The sequence below is a fragment of the Naumannella cuiyingiana genome, assembly GCF_013408305.1.
GTDB lineage: Bacteria > Actinomycetota > Actinomycetes > Propionibacteriales > Propionibacteriaceae > Naumannella > Naumannella cuiyingiana.
Genome location: NZ_JACBZS010000001.1, coordinates 1,775,188 through 1,793,048, shown reverse-complemented (window position 1 = coordinate 1,793,048; position 17,861 = coordinate 1,775,188). Strand labels below are relative to the sequence as shown.

Annotated in this window: 14 protein-coding genes and 1 tRNA gene; 11 read left to right on the top strand and 4 right to left on the bottom strand. The window is 68.0% G+C overall.

Going from position 1 to position 17,861, the window contains the following annotated elements; all coding sequences use genetic code 11:
- Positions 1–133: 133 nt before the first annotated feature.
- Entirely contained in the window at positions 134–1,363 is a 1,230-nt protein-coding gene (locus tag GGQ54_RS08255; protein WP_179444952.1) for a M20 metallopeptidase family protein, read from the top strand.
- A 35-nt stretch (positions 1,364–1,398) separates the two neighbouring features.
- On the opposite strand, the gene GGQ54_RS08250 is transcribed toward GGQ54_RS08255, so the two are convergent.
- The 4 genes from GGQ54_RS08250 to gyrA form a co-directional block, all read right to left on the bottom strand.
- Positions 1,399–1,475, bottom strand: a tRNA-Ile gene (locus GGQ54_RS08250).
- Between the two features lie 145 nt (positions 1,476–1,620).
- Positions 1,621–2,343 (bottom strand): GAF domain-containing protein, encoded by a 723-nt coding sequence (locus GGQ54_RS08245; protein ID WP_179444951.1) that lies wholly within the window; start codon positions 2,341–2,343, stop codon positions 1,621–1,623.
- A 34-nt stretch (positions 2,344–2,377) separates the two neighbouring features.
- Positions 2,378–3,346 (bottom strand): DUF3566 domain-containing protein, encoded by a 969-nt coding sequence (locus tag GGQ54_RS17370; RefSeq protein ID WP_179444950.1) that lies wholly within the window; start codon positions 3,344–3,346, stop codon positions 2,378–2,380.
- A complete protein-coding gene (gene gyrA, locus GGQ54_RS08235; RefSeq protein WP_179444949.1) occupies positions 3,343–6,081 on the bottom strand; it encodes a DNA gyrase subunit A in 2,739 nt (912 codons plus the stop codon). Before gyrA ends, GGQ54_RS17370 begins: the two co-directional genes overlap by 4 nt.
- Before the next feature lie 245 nt (positions 6,082–6,326).
- On the opposite strand from gyrA, the gene GGQ54_RS08230 reads away from it, so the two are divergent.
- The 10 genes from GGQ54_RS08230 to GGQ54_RS08185 all read left to right on the top strand — a co-directional run bounded on the left by GGQ54_RS08230 (position 6,327) and on the right by GGQ54_RS08185 (position 17,798).
- On the top strand, positions 6,327–8,972 hold the full coding sequence (locus GGQ54_RS08230) for a glycoside hydrolase domain-containing protein (RefSeq protein ID WP_179444948.1): 2,646 nt from the start codon (positions 6,327–6,329) through the stop codon (positions 8,970–8,972).
- Positions 8,969–10,114, top strand: a complete 1,146-nt coding sequence (locus GGQ54_RS08225; RefSeq protein ID WP_179444947.1) for an enolase C-terminal domain-like protein — start codon at positions 8,969–8,971, stop codon at positions 10,112–10,114. The genes GGQ54_RS08230 and GGQ54_RS08225 overlap by 4 nt, the downstream gene beginning before the upstream one ends.
- A gap of 72 nt (positions 10,115–10,186) precedes the next feature.
- A complete protein-coding gene (locus GGQ54_RS08220; RefSeq protein ID WP_179444946.1) occupies positions 10,187–10,999 on the top strand; it encodes an IclR family transcriptional regulator in 813 nt (270 codons plus the stop codon).
- A gap of 79 nt (positions 11,000–11,078) precedes the next feature.
- Positions 11,079–12,104 (top strand): Gfo/Idh/MocA family protein, encoded by a 1,026-nt coding sequence (locus GGQ54_RS08215; RefSeq protein ID WP_179444945.1) that lies wholly within the window; start codon positions 11,079–11,081, stop codon positions 12,102–12,104.
- The gene (locus GGQ54_RS08210; protein ID WP_179444944.1) at positions 12,101–12,844 is read left to right on the top strand and encodes a creatininase family protein; all 744 of its coding nucleotides are present in this window, start codon (positions 12,101–12,103) and stop codon (positions 12,842–12,844) included. The genes GGQ54_RS08215 and GGQ54_RS08210 overlap by 4 nt, the downstream gene beginning before the upstream one ends.
- Positions 12,841–13,605, top strand: coding sequence for an amidohydrolase family protein (locus GGQ54_RS08205; RefSeq protein WP_179444943.1), 765 nt, complete (start codon positions 12,841–12,843; stop codon positions 13,603–13,605). Before GGQ54_RS08210 ends, GGQ54_RS08205 begins: the two co-directional genes overlap by 4 nt.
- Entirely contained in the window at positions 13,602–14,489 is an 888-nt protein-coding gene (locus GGQ54_RS08200; RefSeq protein ID WP_179444942.1) for an amidohydrolase family protein, read from the top strand. Before GGQ54_RS08205 ends, GGQ54_RS08200 begins: the two co-directional genes overlap by 4 nt.
- Positions 14,486–15,229 (top strand): amidohydrolase family protein, encoded by a 744-nt coding sequence (locus tag GGQ54_RS08195; RefSeq protein WP_179444941.1) that lies wholly within the window; start codon positions 14,486–14,488, stop codon positions 15,227–15,229. Before GGQ54_RS08200 ends, GGQ54_RS08195 begins: the two co-directional genes overlap by 4 nt.
- A 79-nt stretch (positions 15,230–15,308) precedes the next feature.
- Positions 15,309–16,298, top strand: a complete 990-nt coding sequence (locus GGQ54_RS08190) for a dihydrodipicolinate synthase family protein (protein ID WP_218843779.1) — start codon at positions 15,309–15,311, stop codon at positions 16,296–16,298.
- 150 nt (positions 16,299–16,448) lie between these two features.
- A complete protein-coding gene (locus GGQ54_RS08185; RefSeq protein WP_179444940.1) occupies positions 16,449–17,798 on the top strand; it encodes an ABC transporter substrate-binding protein in 1,350 nt (449 codons plus the stop codon).
- Positions 17,799–17,861 lie beyond the last annotated feature (63 nt).

The window sequence follows — 17,861 nt, the reverse complement described above, 5'->3', positions numbered from 1 at the left end:
GCGCGCGCGAGTCAGATCGGTGCGGTTCGCCAGCGGGCCCGGCAGGCACACGCAGCCTCGGCAGGTACCTGAGCGAGCGTCCGAACGGCGGGCCTGCGCAGCGGCGGGAGCTCGGCACGGCAGGATCGGGGGCATGACCCTGGGTGAGGACTGGCGGCAGCGGATCCGCGAGGAGCTGCCGGCGGCGATCGAGCTGCGCCATCGGGTGCACGCCGATCCGCGGCTCAGCGGCGACGAGGCGGATACGACCGAGCTGGTGACCGAGGCGCTGCTGGCGCCTGCGGGCGACGACGCGGGCCCCGGCGATCCGGGGGTCGTGACCGCGACCACCGGCCGGCTGCTGCGGATCCCGACGGCGGGTACGCCGAGAGGTGCCCCGGTCGTGTTGCGCAGCGAGCTCGACGCGCTGCCGATCGACGAGCGCACGGGCGCGCCCTATGCGGCGACCAACGGCGCGATGCACGCGTGCGGCCACGATGTGCACCTGGCGGCGACGGTCGCGGTGGCGCGAGCCGCGCGGACCCTGCCCCTCCCGCTGCCCCTGCAGGTGCTGCTGCAGCCGCGGGAGGAGTCGCTGCGCTCCGGCGCACGCGATGTGTTGGATGAGGGGTTCGGGTCGGACTTCGGCGCGATCATCGGCGCGCACGTGCAACCGCGACTGCCGGCCGGCCGGTACGGGGTAGCACCGGGCGCGGTGAACGCCGGTGTCGGCGACTTCGAGGTGCTGATCGAGGGCCGCGGCGGGCACAGCGCGTACCCGCACACCGTGGCCGATCCGGTCCTGGCCCTGGCCGCGGTGATCACCGCCAGCCAGCAGATCAGCGCCCGCCGGATCGACCCGACCTCCGGCAGCGTGTTGATGATCACGATGGTGGAGGCGGGCAGCGCGCCGAATGTGGTGCCGGAGACCGCGCGCGCGATGGGTACCTATCGGTTCATGAGCGAGGAGGACCGGCTGCAGATCGAGAAGGCGCTGACCGAGATCGTCGGCGCATCGGCGGCAGCCCACGGTACGCGGGGCACCGTGCGCTATCTGGATGCCGAGCCGACCTTGATCAACGACCCGCGGCTGGCATCGGGCGCGGCGGCCCTGCTGGCCTCGGCAGGCCGCGATGTCGATCGCCGCTGGCGGTCCTTCGGCTCGGACGACTTCGCCTATTTCGGCCGGGAGGTCCCGTCGTTGATGATCTTCGTCGGCACCGGCGAGGCCGGCGGCGGCCTGCACGATGCGAGGTTCCTGCCGCCAGACTCCGTGATCATCGATGTCGCCGACGCTCTGGTGGCAGGCTATCTGGCGGCCGTGAACAACGGAGCGGGCCCGGGTGATCCCCCGGGTCGAGACCTGATGGGCGGCCCGAGTTGATCGCCCCCGCCGGGTGAGTCCTTCCTGGGGCGTCGTGGTGGGCCTAACTGGACTTGAACCAGTGACCTCTGCCTTATCAGGGCAGCGCTCTAACCGTCTGAGCTATAGGCCCGCGCGCCGCAAAAGGCTAGCCCATCGCGCCGGGCCGGCCAAATCGTCGCGCAGTCGCCCGGGGGCAGCAGAGTCGGTCCGGCTGCACTGTTGAACCGGACCGACCTGGTCTCACGATAGCTGCCGCGAGGGCAACTCGCTGCCGGTCAGGCGCCGGGCAGGCCCCGGCGCTCGATCACATAGCTCGCGACGGCGGCGAGCTTGATGTTCGCCCGTTGCGAGTACGCCCGGATCAGCTCGAACGCCCGGCCCGGATCGACATCGAACTGCGCCATCACGATCCCCTGCGCCACCCCGACGCGGTGCTGGGCCGCGATGGCACGGTTGAGATTCTCCTCGCGGCGGGCATTCAGGACCGCAACCGACGCATGCAGGGCGAAGACCGCGGCCAGGTCGGCCAGGTCATCGGAGAACACGCTCGGCAACGGCGAGAAGAGGTTGAGCGACCCGATCGGTTCGCCGCCGGGCGCCAGCAGCGGCGCCGAGAGTGCCGAGCGCCAACCCAGCTCGACCATCCGCCGCGACCAGCTCGCCCAGCGAGGCTCGTCGCAGAGATCCGCGCTGATCCGGAACTCCGGTTCGAGCGCGGAGTCGATGCAGGGCCCCTCGTTCAGCTCGTTCTGCAGATGCTCGGCGCGCTCCGCGGACTCGTCGGTCGCCCAGGCCGTGACCAGCCGCCCGCGCTCGTGCAGGAAGATCCCGCCACCGTCGCCGCCCAGGGTGCGCTGCGCGGCCGCCGTCACGGCCTCCAGCGTGGTGCCCAGATCGGGCTGTTGGCTGAGGTCGACCGCCAGCTCGGCGAACTCTTCCGCACGGCCGCCCTCGTCGTCGAGGAGCTCCCTGGCGCGGGTAGTGATGTCATCACTCACCGGTTGAGCGTACCCCCGAACTGATCGCGCGTCCTCAGTCCTCGGCGAGAGTGACCTCCAGACCGCCGAGGACGGTCGCGGAGATGTTGTAGAGGAAGGAGAACAGCGTCGCCAGGGCGGTGAAGATCACCACATTCAGCGCCGAGATCACGGCGGCCGCGCCGAGCACCCGCCGGAAGTCGAGAACCTGCTTGATGTCGAACTGGTTCGGATCGTTCGGCGACGACACGACCTGGCTCACCGAGGTGTTGATCGCATCGAACAGGCCCGACGTCTCCAATACGCCGTAGACCGCCGCGGTCGCCACGACCAGCATGATGCCGGCGGCGATCGAGAACAGGAACGCGGTCTTCATCACCGACCACGGGTCGAGCCGGGCGAGCCGCAGGCGTGCCTTGCGGGTACGCCGCGCCGCGCCGAACTGCGACGCGCTCGTCACGCTGCTCGCGGTGCCGGCGCTGCCCGAGCGCGGACGGGCCGGGGCCGAGGAGGCCGAAGCCGCCGTGCGCTGGCTCGGCAGCCGGGTGGTCTGGTCGGTGGCGGGCTGTCGGGTCGCCGGAGCGAGCGCCCCGTTGCCGCGCGCCTGCTGCGGCGAGGCGGTCCCGTTGCGTCCCGCGGTGCCGCTCGGCGGCACCGCCGCGGCGGCGCGACCAGTGGCGACGGGGCCGCCGTTGCCGCCGGCCGGACGAGCCGATCCGGACGTATCGTTGCCGGCCTTGTCGTTCCCGGCGTTCTTGGCCGCGTTGCCAGCCGCGCCCTGGGTGGGCTTGCTCGGCGGCCGCCAACTCTGCGTCGTCCGACCCTGCGGCTTGCGCTCGGCGGTGGTCGTCGTGCCGGTGCCCGCCCGGCCGTTCTGACCCGGCGCCGTCCCGTCATTGCGCGGAGGCTGTCCGTCGGCGCGCGTGGGCGAGTCCGAGCGTCCCATGATCCGGTCGGCGCGGCTGACCGCCTCCGCCGAGCCGGAACCGGCGCGCCCGCCGCTCGTCTGATTGCCGTTGGTCACTGCTCAGTCTCCTCCGCTGCTGCGGTGTCATCGGGCGAATCGCTAGCGACACTACCCGTCCCCGAACCACCATCATGCGTCACGGCGCCGGATTCCGTCGATTCGCCCGCGGTCTGACCAGCATTGTCCCCCGCGACACCCTCGTCGGACCCGTCGGCGGCAGGCGTGTCGGCCACCCCGGCCTCCTGGGCCTCCGCGGTCTGCTCGGGGTTGACGGCGATCCGGGCGACGCGGTCGTCGCCGCGTACCCCAACGAACTTCACGCCCATCGTGTCGCGGCCCTTGACCGGCACCTCGGCCACCGCCGAGCGGGTGATCTGTCCGCTGTTCTTGATCGCCATCACCTCGTCCGCATCGCGGACCACGAGACCGCCGACGAGCTCGCCGCGGTTCTCGTTCAGCTTCATCGCCTTGATCCCCAAGCCGCCGCGACCTTGCTGGCGGTACGCCGAGACGGGCGTGCGCTTGGCGTACCCGGAATCGGTGACGGTGAACACGAAGCGATCATCCTCGGGGGTGTCGGCATCGATCACCGACATCGACAACAGCTCGTCGCCGTCGCGGAACTTCATCCCGGTGACACCGGACGTCACCCGTCCCATCGGCCGGAGCTGATCGGCCGCGGCGGCGAAGCGGATCGCCTGGCCCTTCTTCGAGATCAGCAACACGTCGTCGTCGTCGCTGACCAGCCCGGCGCCGATCAGCTCGTCGCCCTCGTCGCGGAAGTTGAGCGCGATCAGGCCGGCCTGGCGCGGCGAGTCGTACGCCTCCAGCGGGGTCTTCTTGACCAGGCCGTTGCGGGTGGCGAGCAGCAGGTACTGCGCGTCGTCGTAGCCGCGCAGCGTCAGCACCTGCGTGATGTGCTCGTTCGGCAGGAAGGACAACAGGCCGGCGACATGGCCGCCGCGCGCGTCGCGGGAGGCCTCGGGCAGTTGCCACACCTTCGCCCGGTAAACCCGGCCCAGGTTGGTGAAGAACAGCACCCACTGGTGATTCGACGTGGCGAACAGATGCGCCACCTCGTCGTCGGCCTTCAGCGTGGCCCCGCGCACGCCCTTGCCGCCGCGCTTCTGCACGCGGTACGCATCGGTCGCGGTGCGCTTGGCGTACCCGCCGTGCGTGATCGTGACGATCACGTCGGAGTCGGGGATGAAGTCCTCCTCCGACATGTCTCCGCTGGCGGCGATGATCTTGGTACGCCGCTCGTCGCCGTACTTGTCGACGATCTCGCGCAGCTCGTTGCCGACGATCTCGCGCTGCCGCTCCTCCGAGGCGAGGATGGCCCGGAAGTCGGCGATCCGCTCCTCGATCTCGGCGAGCGTGTCGACGATCTTCTGTCGCTCCAGCGCGGCCAGGCGGCGCAACTGCATGTCGAGGATGGCGGTGGCCTGGATCTCGTCGATCTCCAGCAGCGCCATCAGCCCGGTGCGTGCCTCATCGGTGTTCGGGCTGCGTCGGATCAGCGCGATCACCTCGTCGAGCGCGTCGAGCGCCTTGACCAGACCGCGGTAGACGTGCGCCTGCTCCTCGGCCTTGCGCAGCCGGTAGCGGGTGCGGCGCTGGATGACGTCGATCTGGTGGGCGACCCACAGGCTGATGAACTGGTCGAGCCGCAGCACCCGGGGCACGTCGTCGACGAGCGCCAACATGTTGCAGCCGAAGGTGTCCTGCAGCGCGGTGTGCTTGTAGAGGTTGTTCATCACCACCCGCGGCTGCGCGTCCCGCTTGAGCACGAAGACGAGGCGGGTGCCGGTACGCGCGGAGGTGTCGTCGCGGATGTCGGCCAGGCCGGTGAGCTTGCCCGAGTTGACCAGCTCGGCGATCTTGAGCATCAGATTGTCGGGATTGGTCATGTAGGGCAGTTCGGTGGCGACGATCTGCTGGCGCCCCTTGCTGTCCTCCTCGATGTCCATCACCGCGCGCATGATCACCGAACCGCGGCCGGTGCGGTACGCCTGCTCGATGCCCGAGCGCCCGACGATGGTGGCGCCGCCGGGGAAGTCCGGGCCCTTGACCCGCTCCATCGCCGCCTCGAGCAGCTCCTCGGGCTCGGCGTCGGGGTGATCCAGGCTCCACTGCACCGCCTCGGCGACCTCGCGCAGGTTGTGCGTCGGGATGTTCGTCGCCATGCCGACCGCGATGCCGGTCGAGCCGTTGACCAGCAGGTTCGGGAAGCGGGCCGGCAGGACGACCGGCTCGGTGTCCTTGTTGTCGTAGTTCGGCTTGAAGTCGACGGTGTCCTCGTCGATGTCGCGGACCATCTCCATCGCCAGCGGCGCCATCTTGCACTCGGTGTAGCGCATCGCGGCGGCCTTGTCGTTGCCGGGCGAGCCGAAGTTGCCCTGACCACTGACCAGCGGGGCGCGCATGGCCCAGTGCTGCGCGAGGCGTACCAACGTGTCGTAGATCGCCGAGTCACCGTGCGGGTGGTACAGACCCATCACCTCGCCGACGACGCGGGAGCACTTGTTCCAGCCGCGGTCCGGCCGGTAGCCGCCGTCGTACATCGCATAGATCACCCGGCGGTGCACCGGCTTGAGGCCGTCCTTCACGTCGGGCAGCGCGCGGCTGACGATGACGCTCATCGCGTAGTCGAGGTAGGAGCGCTGCACCTCGACCTGGAGGTCGATCTGATCGGTCCGCTGGGTCAGATTGCCCGTCGAGATCTCGTCGTTCGTCGCCTCGTCGGGGGTCTCGTTGCCGGGGTCGTCCGGGCCCATCGGGGTGTCCGTCATGCTCGATGATCCTCGTTTCTCCCGGGCGCCTCAGCGGCGCTCCGGGGGCGGGTACGCAATCCGGTCCATGATATCGCCTGAGCCCGCCAAACCGCGGATCTGCGAGGTCGGACACCCGCCGTGATCTGGCTCGCGCCGCCAGGGGCCCGTCCGGGGTCAGCAGGTCTTGATCGATCGAACTCGCTACCGCTATGGTCAGTCCATTCGATAATACAAAGGTATTTTCGATATTTCAAAGGATCATCATGCGCATACGCCGCCTTGCCGCAGCAACAATCCTCGCCACGATCCTGATCACCGGCACCGCGCCGCACGCGAACGCGGCGGGATCGCTCAGCTGGTGGATCGCAGACTCATCGGTGAACGTCTTCTACAGCGAGCCGGCGCGCTCGCAGAAGGCGTCGCTCGTCATGGCGCGCAACGAATACGAGTCGTTCCAGGTCGTCCTCAAGTCCGACGCGGCCAATACGATCACCTCGGTGACCAGTTCCGCGCTGACCGCGGGCACCAACCAGATCGCGGCAAGCAACGTCCGGACGAACTACGTCGAATACGTTCAACTGGAGAGCAACAGCAACACCGCGGTCGGGGATGGTTCGGAATGGCGCTATCCGACGATGGCGTCCAACGCGCCGGGATGGTTCCCCGAAACGCTGTCCAACGACGCCTCGATCGGCCTCCAGGCGAACACCCCGCGGCCGATCTGGGTCACCGTCTATGCGCCGGCAGCCGCCGAACCCGGCCAGTACCGCGGCAAGTTGACCGTCAACACGACCGCGGGGGCGCTCACGATCCCCTACTCGGTCGAGGTCGGCGCAGCTACGCTGCCGAACCCGGGGAAGAGTGCCTACACCACCCTGATCCATCAACAGATCGTCGGTGCCTGGTACAACACGACGACCGCCACCAACCACGCCAGCGATCCGATCACCGCGTTCTATGGCTACGAGCGCTGGACACCGCAATGGTGGACGATCGTGGGGAAGATGGCCGACGCGATGAAGGAGACGCGGGTCAACGGCATCTTCATCAACAGTCCCGCGCTGCTGCTCGACGGCGGTACCACGCTCGACCCGGCGACCGGCAAGTACACCTTCAACTGGAGCAGGTTCGACCAGTACGTGCAGTACTACCTGGACCGCGACATGGTGAAGGTGCTCGAGGGTGTTGCCATCGGCCATCCCGACCCGACCCAGAACGCCGGCGTCAACTACCTCACCTATGTGCTGCAGCGCGACGGTGCCGGACGTTTGACCACCGGGCTGTCCCCCGTCGACTCCGCGACTAGTCGCAATTGGATCGACCAGTACCTGCCCGCCCTGTTCGACCACCTGCGACAGAAGGGGTGGTACAAGCTGTGGTACCAGCAGGTCGCGGACGAGCCGGACACCGCCAACAGCCAGCAGCAGTACGCGTACTTCATGAGCAAGCTTCGCGCCGTCGCGCCCGACGTCCCGGCCGGTGACGCGAGCTGGAGTCTCGGTGCGCACAGCTATGCCGTCTCCCAGGGTGCGAACGTCGTGGTTCCGACGGTCGACAACTACGAGGCCAACCGGTCGTCCTACGACGCGATGCGGTCCAAGGGGGTCAGGACCTGGGTGTACAACATGTGCTGCTCGGGCACCCACGGCTATTACGCGATGAACCGGTTCGTGGACAGCAAGGTCTACGAGGGTCGCGTCCTGCCGTGGGCAAGCTTCAAGTACGGCGTGACCGGATATCTGCACTGGGCGTGGAACTTCTGGACCCCCGGCATCGGCAGCACCAAGTCCTTCGACACCATGACCGACCCGCAGTACGGCGTGGGTGGGACGGCGAACGCCTTCAAGGGAGACCAATACATCGTCCATCCGGACACGAAGAACACTTCGATCAAAGCGACAATCCGCTCCCAGTCGCAACGCGACGGCGCCGAGGACTACGAACTGCTGGCACTCGCCGCCAAGGTCGATCCGGCTGCGGTGAAGGCACTGATCGACCGCGTCGCGCCGTCCTACAACCCCGCCGACCGGCCCTACGACATCGGCAACCTCCGTGCCGCCCGCGACGAGCTGGTCCGGCTGGCATCCGGCACCGCGCTGCCCGGGACGGCATCCCTGAACGGCGACACGATGGCAGAACTGGTGCAGGTCGCGGCCGACGGGACGACGCGCGCCTGGCTGAACGGGTCACCGACCGTCGAGAGCTCCTACACGGGAAGTCCGCTGCAGATCGCTACGGGGGTCACCGACCCGCGTCGACTGCGCTTCGCCGATCTCGACGGCGACGGTCGAACCGAGCGGATCATGATCAACTCCGACGGTACGATCGACGCCTGGTGGAACGCCTCGGCGACCGTGACCAAATCATTCGTCGGTACGCCGACACGCATCGCCAGCGGCTTTGCCGACCCGGCACGGGTTCGGTTCGCCGATCTCGACGGCGACGGCCGAGCGGAGTTGATCAACGTCGAAACCTCGGGAACCATCCGGGCGTGGTGGAATGCCACGGACACGGTCGCCGGCTCCTTCGTGCACGGCCCGCTGGAGGTCGGCTGGGGTTTCAACGACCCGGGCCGCGTGCAGTTCGCCGACCTGAACGGTGACAAACTCGCCGACCTGATCAACGTGAACAGCAACGGCACGATCAGCGGCTGGCGCAATCAGACCGCGACGGTGGCCAACTCCTTCAAGGATCCGAGCACCGTGATCGCGTCCGGCTTCACTGACCCGACCAGGGTTCGGTTCGCCCAGCTCGACCATGATCAGCGCGCGGAGCTGATCAACATCGATTCATCGGGAAACATCCGTGCCTGGTGGAACGCCTCGTCGACGTTTGCCTACATCTATCCCTATGATCCTCAGGTGATCGCCTCCGGCTTCTCTGATCCCGGTCGGGTCCTGTTCGGGTGAGCAGGACCCTGCGTACCGATCGGATCCGGGCGATCCACACAGCCCGGGTCAGCCCCACGGTGCGCCCGGAGTTGCTCGTCTCGGGAGCTCGCGGTAGCCACGACCGCTCGGACTTCCTGCTGGTACGCATCGTCACCACCGCGGGGATCGAAGGCATCGGCGAGGTGAGCGGCACGCTGTTGTGGAGCGGAGAGGATTCGGCCACCGCTGAGCACGTCATCGGCCGCGCCTTGGTTCCGGCACTGATCGGACAACCGCTGGTGCCGGTGGCCGCGCTCGAGGCGCGGATGGATCGCGCCCTGGCCGGCAATCCGTTCACCAAGGCGGGTGTGTCCATTGCACTCTGGGACGCCTACGCCAAGGCGCTCGACGTGCCGCTTGCGGTGGCACTCGGCGGGCCGATGCGTACCGAGGTGGCGATCAAGTGTTCACTGAGCGGCAATGGTGGACGGCTGCGTGCCGGACTCGCCCGAGCGCAGGAGTCCGGTTTTCGCGCGTTCAAGATCAAGATCGGACTCGATGTCGATTCCGACGTCGAGCGGATGGCCGAGCTGCGGGCCCTGGTCGGCCCCGACACAATGATCGGCCTGGATGCCAACGGGGGTTACAGTCGGGCCGACGCCCGCCGGGCCGGAGAGCGCCTGCTCGAGTTCGGTCCCGCATTCTTTGAGCAACCGGTGGCTCCGGCCGACCTGGTCGGCATGCGGGACCTGCGCGGGCTCGGCATCCCCGTCGTTGGTGACGAGACCGTGTTCGGCTCCGAAGACCTGATGGCCGCCATCCGCGCGGACGCGCTCGACGTGGTCAGCCTCTACGTCGGTAAGAGCGGCGGGCCGGGCCGGGCCGTCACCATGGGTCGCATCGCGCACGCCGCGGGTGTCGACATCGTGATCGGGTCCAATGGCGAACTCGGGGTCGGTGCGGCCGCGCAGCTCCACGTGGCCTGTGCCCTGGAGGCGCTCGGCGCCATCCCTTCGGACATCATTGGCGCGGCCTACTACGACAGCGACGTCGTGCGGATCGGGATCGACACGGACGGCGTCCGGGCCAGGCTCGGCGACGCCCCCGGGCTGGGAGTCGTACTCGATGATCACCTGTCTGCGCGGCTGCGAGACGGGTCCAGCGAACAGGGAGTCCGGTAGATGGCCTCACCGGCGGGGGGTCCCGCAGAACTGGGCCGGTTCCCGACGGGTCCTACGAACTATTCTTTCGCCATGTCGGTTGCCGATTCCCCCTCCCCTTCAGCGGCTCGTACCCTCAATATCCTCGAGGCGCTCGTGCACGCTGGCGACGGCCTGACACTGACCGCGCTGGCCAAGGCGGCCGATGTCCCGATCGCGACCTGTGCCTCAATCGCGTACACGCTGGAGATGCGCGGATACGCCGCGCGCAAGGTCGTCGGACGCAGTCACTTCTGGCGGGCGACCCTCGGGCTGTACGGACTCGCCACCCGCCTCGTTCGCGATGTCGACCTGGCATCGGTTGCGCAGGCCGAGTTGCAGCAGCTGGCCGACGAACTCGAGATGCCCGTGCACATCGGAGTGCTCAGTGGCGCCTCCGTGGTCTACATCGCCAAGGCGGCGCCGAAGGGCTTCATCCAGTTCGACACCTACCCGGGAAAGATGGCGCCATACAACCTGACGGCGCTCGGCAAGGCGATCGCCGCGCACCTGGACACCGAACGCCTTGAGCCGCTGTTGGCACAGCTGCGCCAGGGCGACGGGCCCGGCGCGCTGCCGCCGAAGCGGGAAGCCTTCCTCCGCCAGTTGAGCGAGGTACGCGACCTCGGGTACGCCGTGGAGCGTGAGGAGGAGCAGGCGGGCATTTCCTGCGTTGCCGTTCCGTTCTTCGACGCCGAGGGCTCGGCGGCGGGATCTGTGGGCGTCACCGGCTTCGAGAGCTCCCTCACCGGCGATCCCTTCGAGCGCGCAGTGGCGGGCCTGCGCGTGATCGCCCGCATCGTCTCCGACCAGCTCGGGCACCACTCGTCGCATCCCGGGCAGCCGGGCAAGGTCTCGGTCGGATGACCTTGCGCGGCCTTTCGCGCCGACGCTAACATCACCTTCAATACTGAGGAAACCAATTCGAAATAGCGAAAGTTAATCCATGGTTGGGATCGCCCTCGTCGGGCTGGGCCAGATCGCGCGGGCGGCACACCTGCCCGCCGTCGCACGCAATCCCGCCGTCGAGTTGGTCGCCGTGGTGGAGCCCGAGCCGACGGTGAGCGCCGCCGTTGCCGCGGAGCAATCCGCTGCACGTCCCGATGGTCGGCCGGTCGAGGCGTACCGGAGCCTCGACGAAGCGCTCGCCCGCGACGATGTGGCCGGCGTGGTCCTCGCGACGCCTCCGTGGGTTACGCCGGCACTGGTGGTGGCGGCCGCTCGGTCGGGCCGTTTCGTACTTGCCGAGAAGCCGGTTGCCACATCCGTGGCCGAAGCGGCCGCGTACGACGAGCTGACGCCGTCCGAGGTTCGGCGCGTCCAGATCGGACTGACCTATCGGCATGATCCGGCCATGCAGCGGTTGCGCGAGGTGATCACGAGCGGACTCCTCGGTGACCGGCTGCTGGTCCGCGCACACATCTACGACGAGGAGCGGACGCGAGACCGAGCGCACACGGCCCTCATCGAGCGCACCCTCCGGCACGGCAGCCCCGCGGTGCACGAGGGGTCCCACGTCTTCGACTGGCTGAGTTATCTCCTTGACGCCGACCCGATCCTCCACGATGCCTGGTCACATCCCACCCGTGACGGTCTGGGCGCACCCAATCTCATCGGCGGTCGACTCGACTACGGCGGCGTCCCCGCACTGGTCGAATTCGGATGGCTGACCGATGCGCTGCCGGCCACCTCCCTGACAGTGATCGGGGATCACGGGCTGGCCAGCCTGGACGGTGCCACCTTCGCCCTGACCGTCACCACCGCCGCCGGCTCCGAGCAGTACGCCCCGACAGGAGATCGCGTCGCCCGCTGCTTCGACCGTCAGCTCGCGCGGTTCGTCGAACTCGCCACCGGCGTCACCGACCAGCCGCAGCCGGGGCTGGCCGAGGGCCGCCGCGCGCTGACGATCAGCCATCAACTGGCGTTGCTCGCCGAGCGATCCGTGCTCACACCCGCGGTGGAACAGCCGTGAGCGTCGTGGAGTGGGCCGCCTGCGACCGCGCGACCCTGGCGGACCTGCTGCCCAACGCGCTTGTGATCGTCCCGCTGGGAGCTGTGGAACAGCACGGCATTCACCTGCCCACCGGAACCGACTTCATGATCACCCGCGCGCTCGCCCGGGCCGCCGCGGATCACGCCGCCGAGTCCGGTGGGAGCTTCGTGATCGCTCCTCCGCTCTGCATCGGCGCATCCGATCATCACCTCCCGTTCGGCGGAACCCTCTCGGTGCGCGCGGAAACCCTGTTGACGGTGATCACCGATCTGCTTGCCTCGATCGCCGGGGCAGGCGCCACACGGGTGCTTCTGCTCAACGGGCACGGGGGGAACTCAGGGATCTGCCAGGCCGCGGCCGGCGCGGCGGCCGCCCGCAGCGAGCTGAGTGTCACTCACATCGATTACTGGCGCGCCCTCGACCGGTCCGGCGAACCGGGCGATCCCCCGGTGCCCGGTCACGCCGGCGCGTTCGAAACCTCGATCATGCTTGAGCTGCGACCGGACCTGGTACGCCGGGCGCCGCATCGCCCGGACCCGCCCGCAGCCACCACCCCGATCGTCGCCGGCCCGGGGATGGAGACTCACAGCCGCGCGGCCTGGGCCGAGATCGACGGATACAGCGACCATCCCGACCGCGCCAGTCGGGCGGCCGGCGCGACCTACTGGCGGGAGCTGATCACCGCATTGTCGACCCGGTTCGGTGTCCTGGCGCCATGATCGACTTCCACACGCACACCCCGATCTGGCGTGGCACGTCCTGGCTCGGCGGAACGACCTTCAGCGCCGATGACTTCATCGATTTCATGGATACCTGCGGCATCGATCGTGCAGTCGTGCTCAGCCATGACGGCCTGTTCGACTCAACCCCCGAGGCCAACGACGATCTGGCCCGATTCGTTGCTCAGTATCCTGACCGGCTGATCGGCTTCGGCACCTACAGCCCACGCAAGCCGTCCGCGGCCGCGGAGATCGAGCGGACGTTTACCGAGTTGGGCCTTCGCGGGGTGAAGCTACACCCGTGGCTACAGGGATTCAGCGTCCACGAAGTCGCGCTGGACCCGATCCTGGAGGTTGTCGCCACGCACAACGGTCTGGTGCTCTGCCACGACGGGACGCCGCCCTACGCGACGCCGACCCAGATCGCCACCTTGGCGAGGCGGCACCCGAACGTGCCGATCATCCTGGGTCACGGCGGCCTCCACGACCTCTGGCGCGAGGCATTGGTCTGCACCCAGGACACCGAGAACCTCTACCTGTGCATCTGCGGCACACCGCCCTACGCAGCCAAGACGATCTTGGATCGGGCGCCGGCGCACAAGGTGCTGTTCGGCACGGATGCCGGCCTGTCGGACAAGGCAAGCCAGGACTTCGCCGTGGCACGGATCCGAGAGATCGATGAGTGGGGTGTCACACCCGAGCAACGGCAGGCAATGCTCGTGGACAATCCGCGCCGTCTGCTGGAGAAGAGCACCCGATGATCGTCGACGTCCACACCCACACCCCGACCCACGAGCGCGAGGTCCCGAACGCGGAGCTCCGAAGCTACGACGCCTGGCGTACCGATCGCGCGGTGATCACCTCCAACAGCTGGGCCGACTTCGATGCCGCCGCCGATGCCGCCGATGTCGCGATCGTGTTCAACATCGCGGTCGACGATCCGGTGTCCTCGACCGGCCTGGACTACCCGCCGGAGAGGACGAACGTCGCGACGGCCGAGTACGTCGCAGCGCGACCCGACAAGCGGATCGGCTTCATGTCGGTGAATCCCATGGCGCCCGACGTCTGGGAACAGGTGGAGGAGGCGCGCTCGCTCGGTTTGCTCGGAGTCAAGCTCGGCGCCAACTACCAGGAGTTCGACCCGCTCGGGGACGCGGCGATGCAGTTCTACCGGTACTGCGAACGGGAGGGGCTGCCGATCCTGTTCCACCAGGGCGCGTCCCCGATCCGGCACGCTCCGCTGCGCTACACGTTCCCACTGGTGACCGACGAGATCGCGATCGCCTGCCCGGAGCTGCGCATCGTGATGGCGCACATGGGACACCCCTGGGCGCGCGAGACAGTCGTGACGATCCGCAAGCACCCGCACGTGTACGCCGACGTCTCCTCGATCTACCTGCGCCCGTGGGTGTGTTATGAGTCGTTGCTGTATGCCGTCGAGTGGGGCGCGGCGGGAAAGCTGCTGCTCGGCTCGGACTTCCCCATCGCCACCACGGCCGAAGCCATCGCCGGACTGCGCGCGGTGAACGACATCGTCGAGGGGTCACGATTGCCGCGGATCCCGGCCGAGGTGATCGAGAAGATCATCCACGCCGAAGCCCTCGAAGCGCTCGCGCTGCCCGATCCACGGGCGGCGCGGTCATGATCATCGACGCGCACGTCCGCATCGGAGCGCAGCGCGACTGCGCGCTGGCAGTCGATGATCTGCTGGCGACGATGGATCGAAACGGCATCGACCGAGCCTTGATTGCGCCGAGCGAGGGTGACATCGCCTACCACAACCGCGCCGGCAACGCTGCCACAACCACCGCCGCGGAGCGCTCGGGCGGGCGGCTGCTGGCGTACGCCGTGGCGAATCCTTGGCGCCGCGCGGACGCCCTGACCGAGTTGGGTTGGGCACGTGATCATGGCGCCCGCGCGCTCGCCATCGATTCCAGCTTGCAGGGCTTCGACCTGCTGGACGGGTTGGTCGATCCCCTCATCGACTTCGCCGACGCACACGACTGGCCGGTCTACGTTCGCACCGGTACGCCGCCCGGACATCTGCCGCTGCCCGCGGCTGCCCTGGCGCGTCGACACCCGGGAGTTGCGTTCGTGATGGGCCGCAGCGGCGCGACCGACTTCTGGATCGACGCAGCCCCGGCGCTGCGCCTCGCGCCGAACCTCTACGGTGACACCTGTTACGCACCTTGGGACACCGTCCTCAGCGAATTCGAGCGTGACCCGCAGATCGGCTCATCGCGCCTTGTGTTCTCCTCCGACCTGCCGTACGCCACCACCGTCGGCGAACTACGGCGCGTCGTCGACTGGCCGCTTGCCAAACCCGCGCGAGCTCGCGTACTCGGCGGGACCATCGCAGCACTGCTCGGTCTCGGATCCGGATGAGGAGCAGCCGGTCGCGGATCTCGGTCCGACCTCGCGCGACACCGAAACCAGCCTCCACGTGGCCAAAAGGGGATCAACCATGACGATGACGAGACTTCGACCGGGGGCCAACGACCCACTCGAGGGACTCGCCGCCGCCCGGGCCATTCGCGGGGTGTCGCCCGTGCTCGAGGTGCCGTTCACCGAGTCCGGCGATGTCGATCTGGCCGGTTTTCGCCGCGTGGTGCGCTACGTCCTCGGCACCGGCGTCGCCAGCGTGATGTTCCCGGGCTTCGCCGGCGAGTTCTACAAGCTTTCCGAGACCGAGCGCGCATGCCTGATGGAGGTGCTCGTGTCCGAGGCCCGCGCCTTCCCGGACACGGTGGTGATCGCGGCTGTGCAGGATCACGCGACACGACTGGCCGCCGAGCGGGCGGCGTGGTCGGTGTCGGTCGGCGCGAAGGCAATCAATCTGCTCCCGCCGCACTTGCTCAAACCGCCCGCGCCCATGATCGAGGCGCACATCCGGGCGGTGCTGGCCGAGGTGCCGACCACGCCCGTGGTGCTCCAGTACGCCCCGAACGAGACCGGCACCGCGCTCGACGTGTCCCGGCTTGCTGCCATCGCTCGCGATCACCCGAATCTCACGCTGGTCAAGGTCGAGTCGAGCCCGCCAGGGCCGTTCATCACCGAGCTCTCCAGGCTCGACCCTCCGATCCCCGCCGTCGAGGGCTATGCGGGCGTGCAACTGCCCGACGCCATTCGCCGGGGTGCGGTGGGCACCCAGCCCGGCTGCTCGTTCACCGAGATCTACCAGGAGATCTGGCGCTTGTACGAGGCCGGTCGTTTCGATGACGCCGATCGGCTGCACGCCCGCCTGTTGCCGTTCACCTCCTACTGGATGCTCGACACCGAGCTGATCATCGCCGCGGAGAAGTTGATCTCGGTCCGTCGCGGGCTCTTCCGCAGCGACCACTGCCGCGCCCCGCGCCGCGACCTCGACGACCACGAGCGCGACGCAGTGGACCGGTTCCTGATCGAGTTCGCCGAGTTCCTGCCGTACCTGGGACCGATCGAGGACGAGGAGTGAGGACCCGCGTAGACCCCTTGTCAGCGGCTGACCTGTCCCTTACGATTTACGAAATCGTAGTTATATTTTCGATATATTGAATCGCGTCGAATCTTCTCGGGTGAATAGGGCGTCGTCCAGCGGGGTACGCGGGCTACCGAAGGGGCACACATGAAACTCAAGCGCATCAGGTTCAGCCTGCCGCTGGCCATGGCCGGCGTCTTGCTCGCGGCTTGTTCGAGTGGGCCTGTCGGCGGTCCCCCGGCGTCAGAAGGCCCGGATCCCAACACGTGGCGCGACAACATCTCCGGCTCGATCGAGGTCGGCGTGATCCCTGCCGAGGGAACCCCGGGACTGGCCTACCTCGAGAAGCTTGCGCGTGAGATCGAAGCCGACTATCCGGGCACCAAGATCACGCTGACCTTTGCCAACTCCGAGGCCCGCCCGGCGCTGGAACAACGCTGGCGTTCCGGCGACGGTCCCGATGTCGATTACGGCATGTTCGACGGCACCGTCCCGAGCCAGCGAGTGTGGGCCAATGACGGCTTCCTGCTCGACCTCAAGCCCTACCTGGACGCGCCGGACCCGACAACCGGCAAGACCTGGGGTGAGTCATTCACCCCGGCGGCCTCGGGGTTCATGGTCAATCCCGACAACGGCGGCGTGTACGGCGTACCCAGTGAGTTGTCGACCCAGGTGCTGTTCTACAACAAGAAGATCTTCGCAGAGAGCGGGATCAAGCCGCCCACCACGTGGGACGAGCTGATGAAGGCATCGGCCGACCTCAAGGCGGCCGGTGTGGACCCGATCGCCATTACGGGTCTCTATCAGCCCTACATGGGGATGTGGTCCGACAACCTGTGGTTGCGCGAGGTCGGATGGACCACCGCCAACGATGTGCTGGTGAACGGCAAGGGCAGGATCACCGATGACCCCGGATTCCTCCGCGGGCTGCAGAAGGTTCAGGACCTTCGCGATGGCGGGTACCTGATGTCGGGCTTCCAGGGAACCGACTTCACCGCCGCACAGGCGCAGTTCTTCCAGGGCAAGACCGGGATGATCCTGATGGGTAGCTGGCTGGTCAGTGAGATGAAGGACGTGATCCCCGATGACTTCGAGATCGGCGTACTCCCCTTCCCTGAGGTTGCCGGCGGAGCCGGCGACCAGAAGGCGATCATGGCGGCACCGCAACAGATGTCGATCAATGCCAAGAGCGAGAACATCCCGCTCGCCCTGGAGTGGGTGCGCCGGGTGACCAGCCCGGAAGTGCAGGCAGAGCGGGCCGAGAAGTTCGGTGAGCTCTCCGGTGTTGTCGGAGTCCCCAGCCCTTCCGGCGTGACCGGCATCGATACGGTGATGGCCGATGCATCGGCCCTGGTGCCACGAGAGTTCGCGATGAAGGACACCGAGGCCTATGACGTGGTCTACGCGGAGGTGACACGGCTGATGTTCGGCGAGCAGGATGCCACGCAGACGCTCGCTCGTCTGGACGAGCAGCTACGGAAGATACACAAGAACTGATCGACAGTCGGCGCTCCCGCGCCATGCCGAGGTCGCCAACGTCAGGAGGGCGGAGAGCGATGT

Bases quoted from the DNA above. Each gene is read 5' to 3' on its own strand.
- GGQ54_RS08255 (WP_179444952.1), top strand. From the start codon at position 134: ATGACCCTGGGTGAGGACTGGCGGCAGCGGATCCGCGAGGAGCTGCCG.
- gyrA (WP_179444949.1), bottom strand. From the start codon at position 6,081: ATGACGGACACCCCGATGGGCCCGGACGACCCCGGCAACGAGACCCCC.
- GGQ54_RS08230 (WP_179444948.1), top strand. From the start codon at position 6,327: ATGCGCATACGCCGCCTTGCCGCAGCAACAATCCTCGCCACGATCCTG.
- GGQ54_RS08220 (WP_179444946.1), top strand. From the start codon at position 10,187: ATGTCGGTTGCCGATTCCCCCTCCCCTTCAGCGGCTCGTACCCTCAAT.
- GGQ54_RS08215 (WP_179444945.1), top strand. From the start codon at position 11,079: ATGGTTGGGATCGCCCTCGTCGGGCTGGGCCAGATCGCGCGGGCGGCA.
- GGQ54_RS08205 (WP_179444943.1), top strand. From the start codon at position 12,841: ATGATCGACTTCCACACGCACACCCCGATCTGGCGTGGCACGTCCTGG.
- GGQ54_RS08200 (WP_179444942.1), top strand. From the start codon at position 13,602: ATGATCGTCGACGTCCACACCCACACCCCGACCCACGAGCGCGAGGTC.
- GGQ54_RS08195 (WP_179444941.1), top strand. From the start codon at position 14,486: ATGATCATCGACGCGCACGTCCGCATCGGAGCGCAGCGCGACTGCGCG.
- GGQ54_RS08190 (WP_218843779.1), top strand. From the start codon at position 15,309: ATGACGATGACGAGACTTCGACCGGGGGCCAACGACCCACTCGAGGGA.
- GGQ54_RS08185 (WP_179444940.1), top strand. From the start codon at position 16,449: ATGAAACTCAAGCGCATCAGGTTCAGCCTGCCGCTGGCCATGGCCGGC.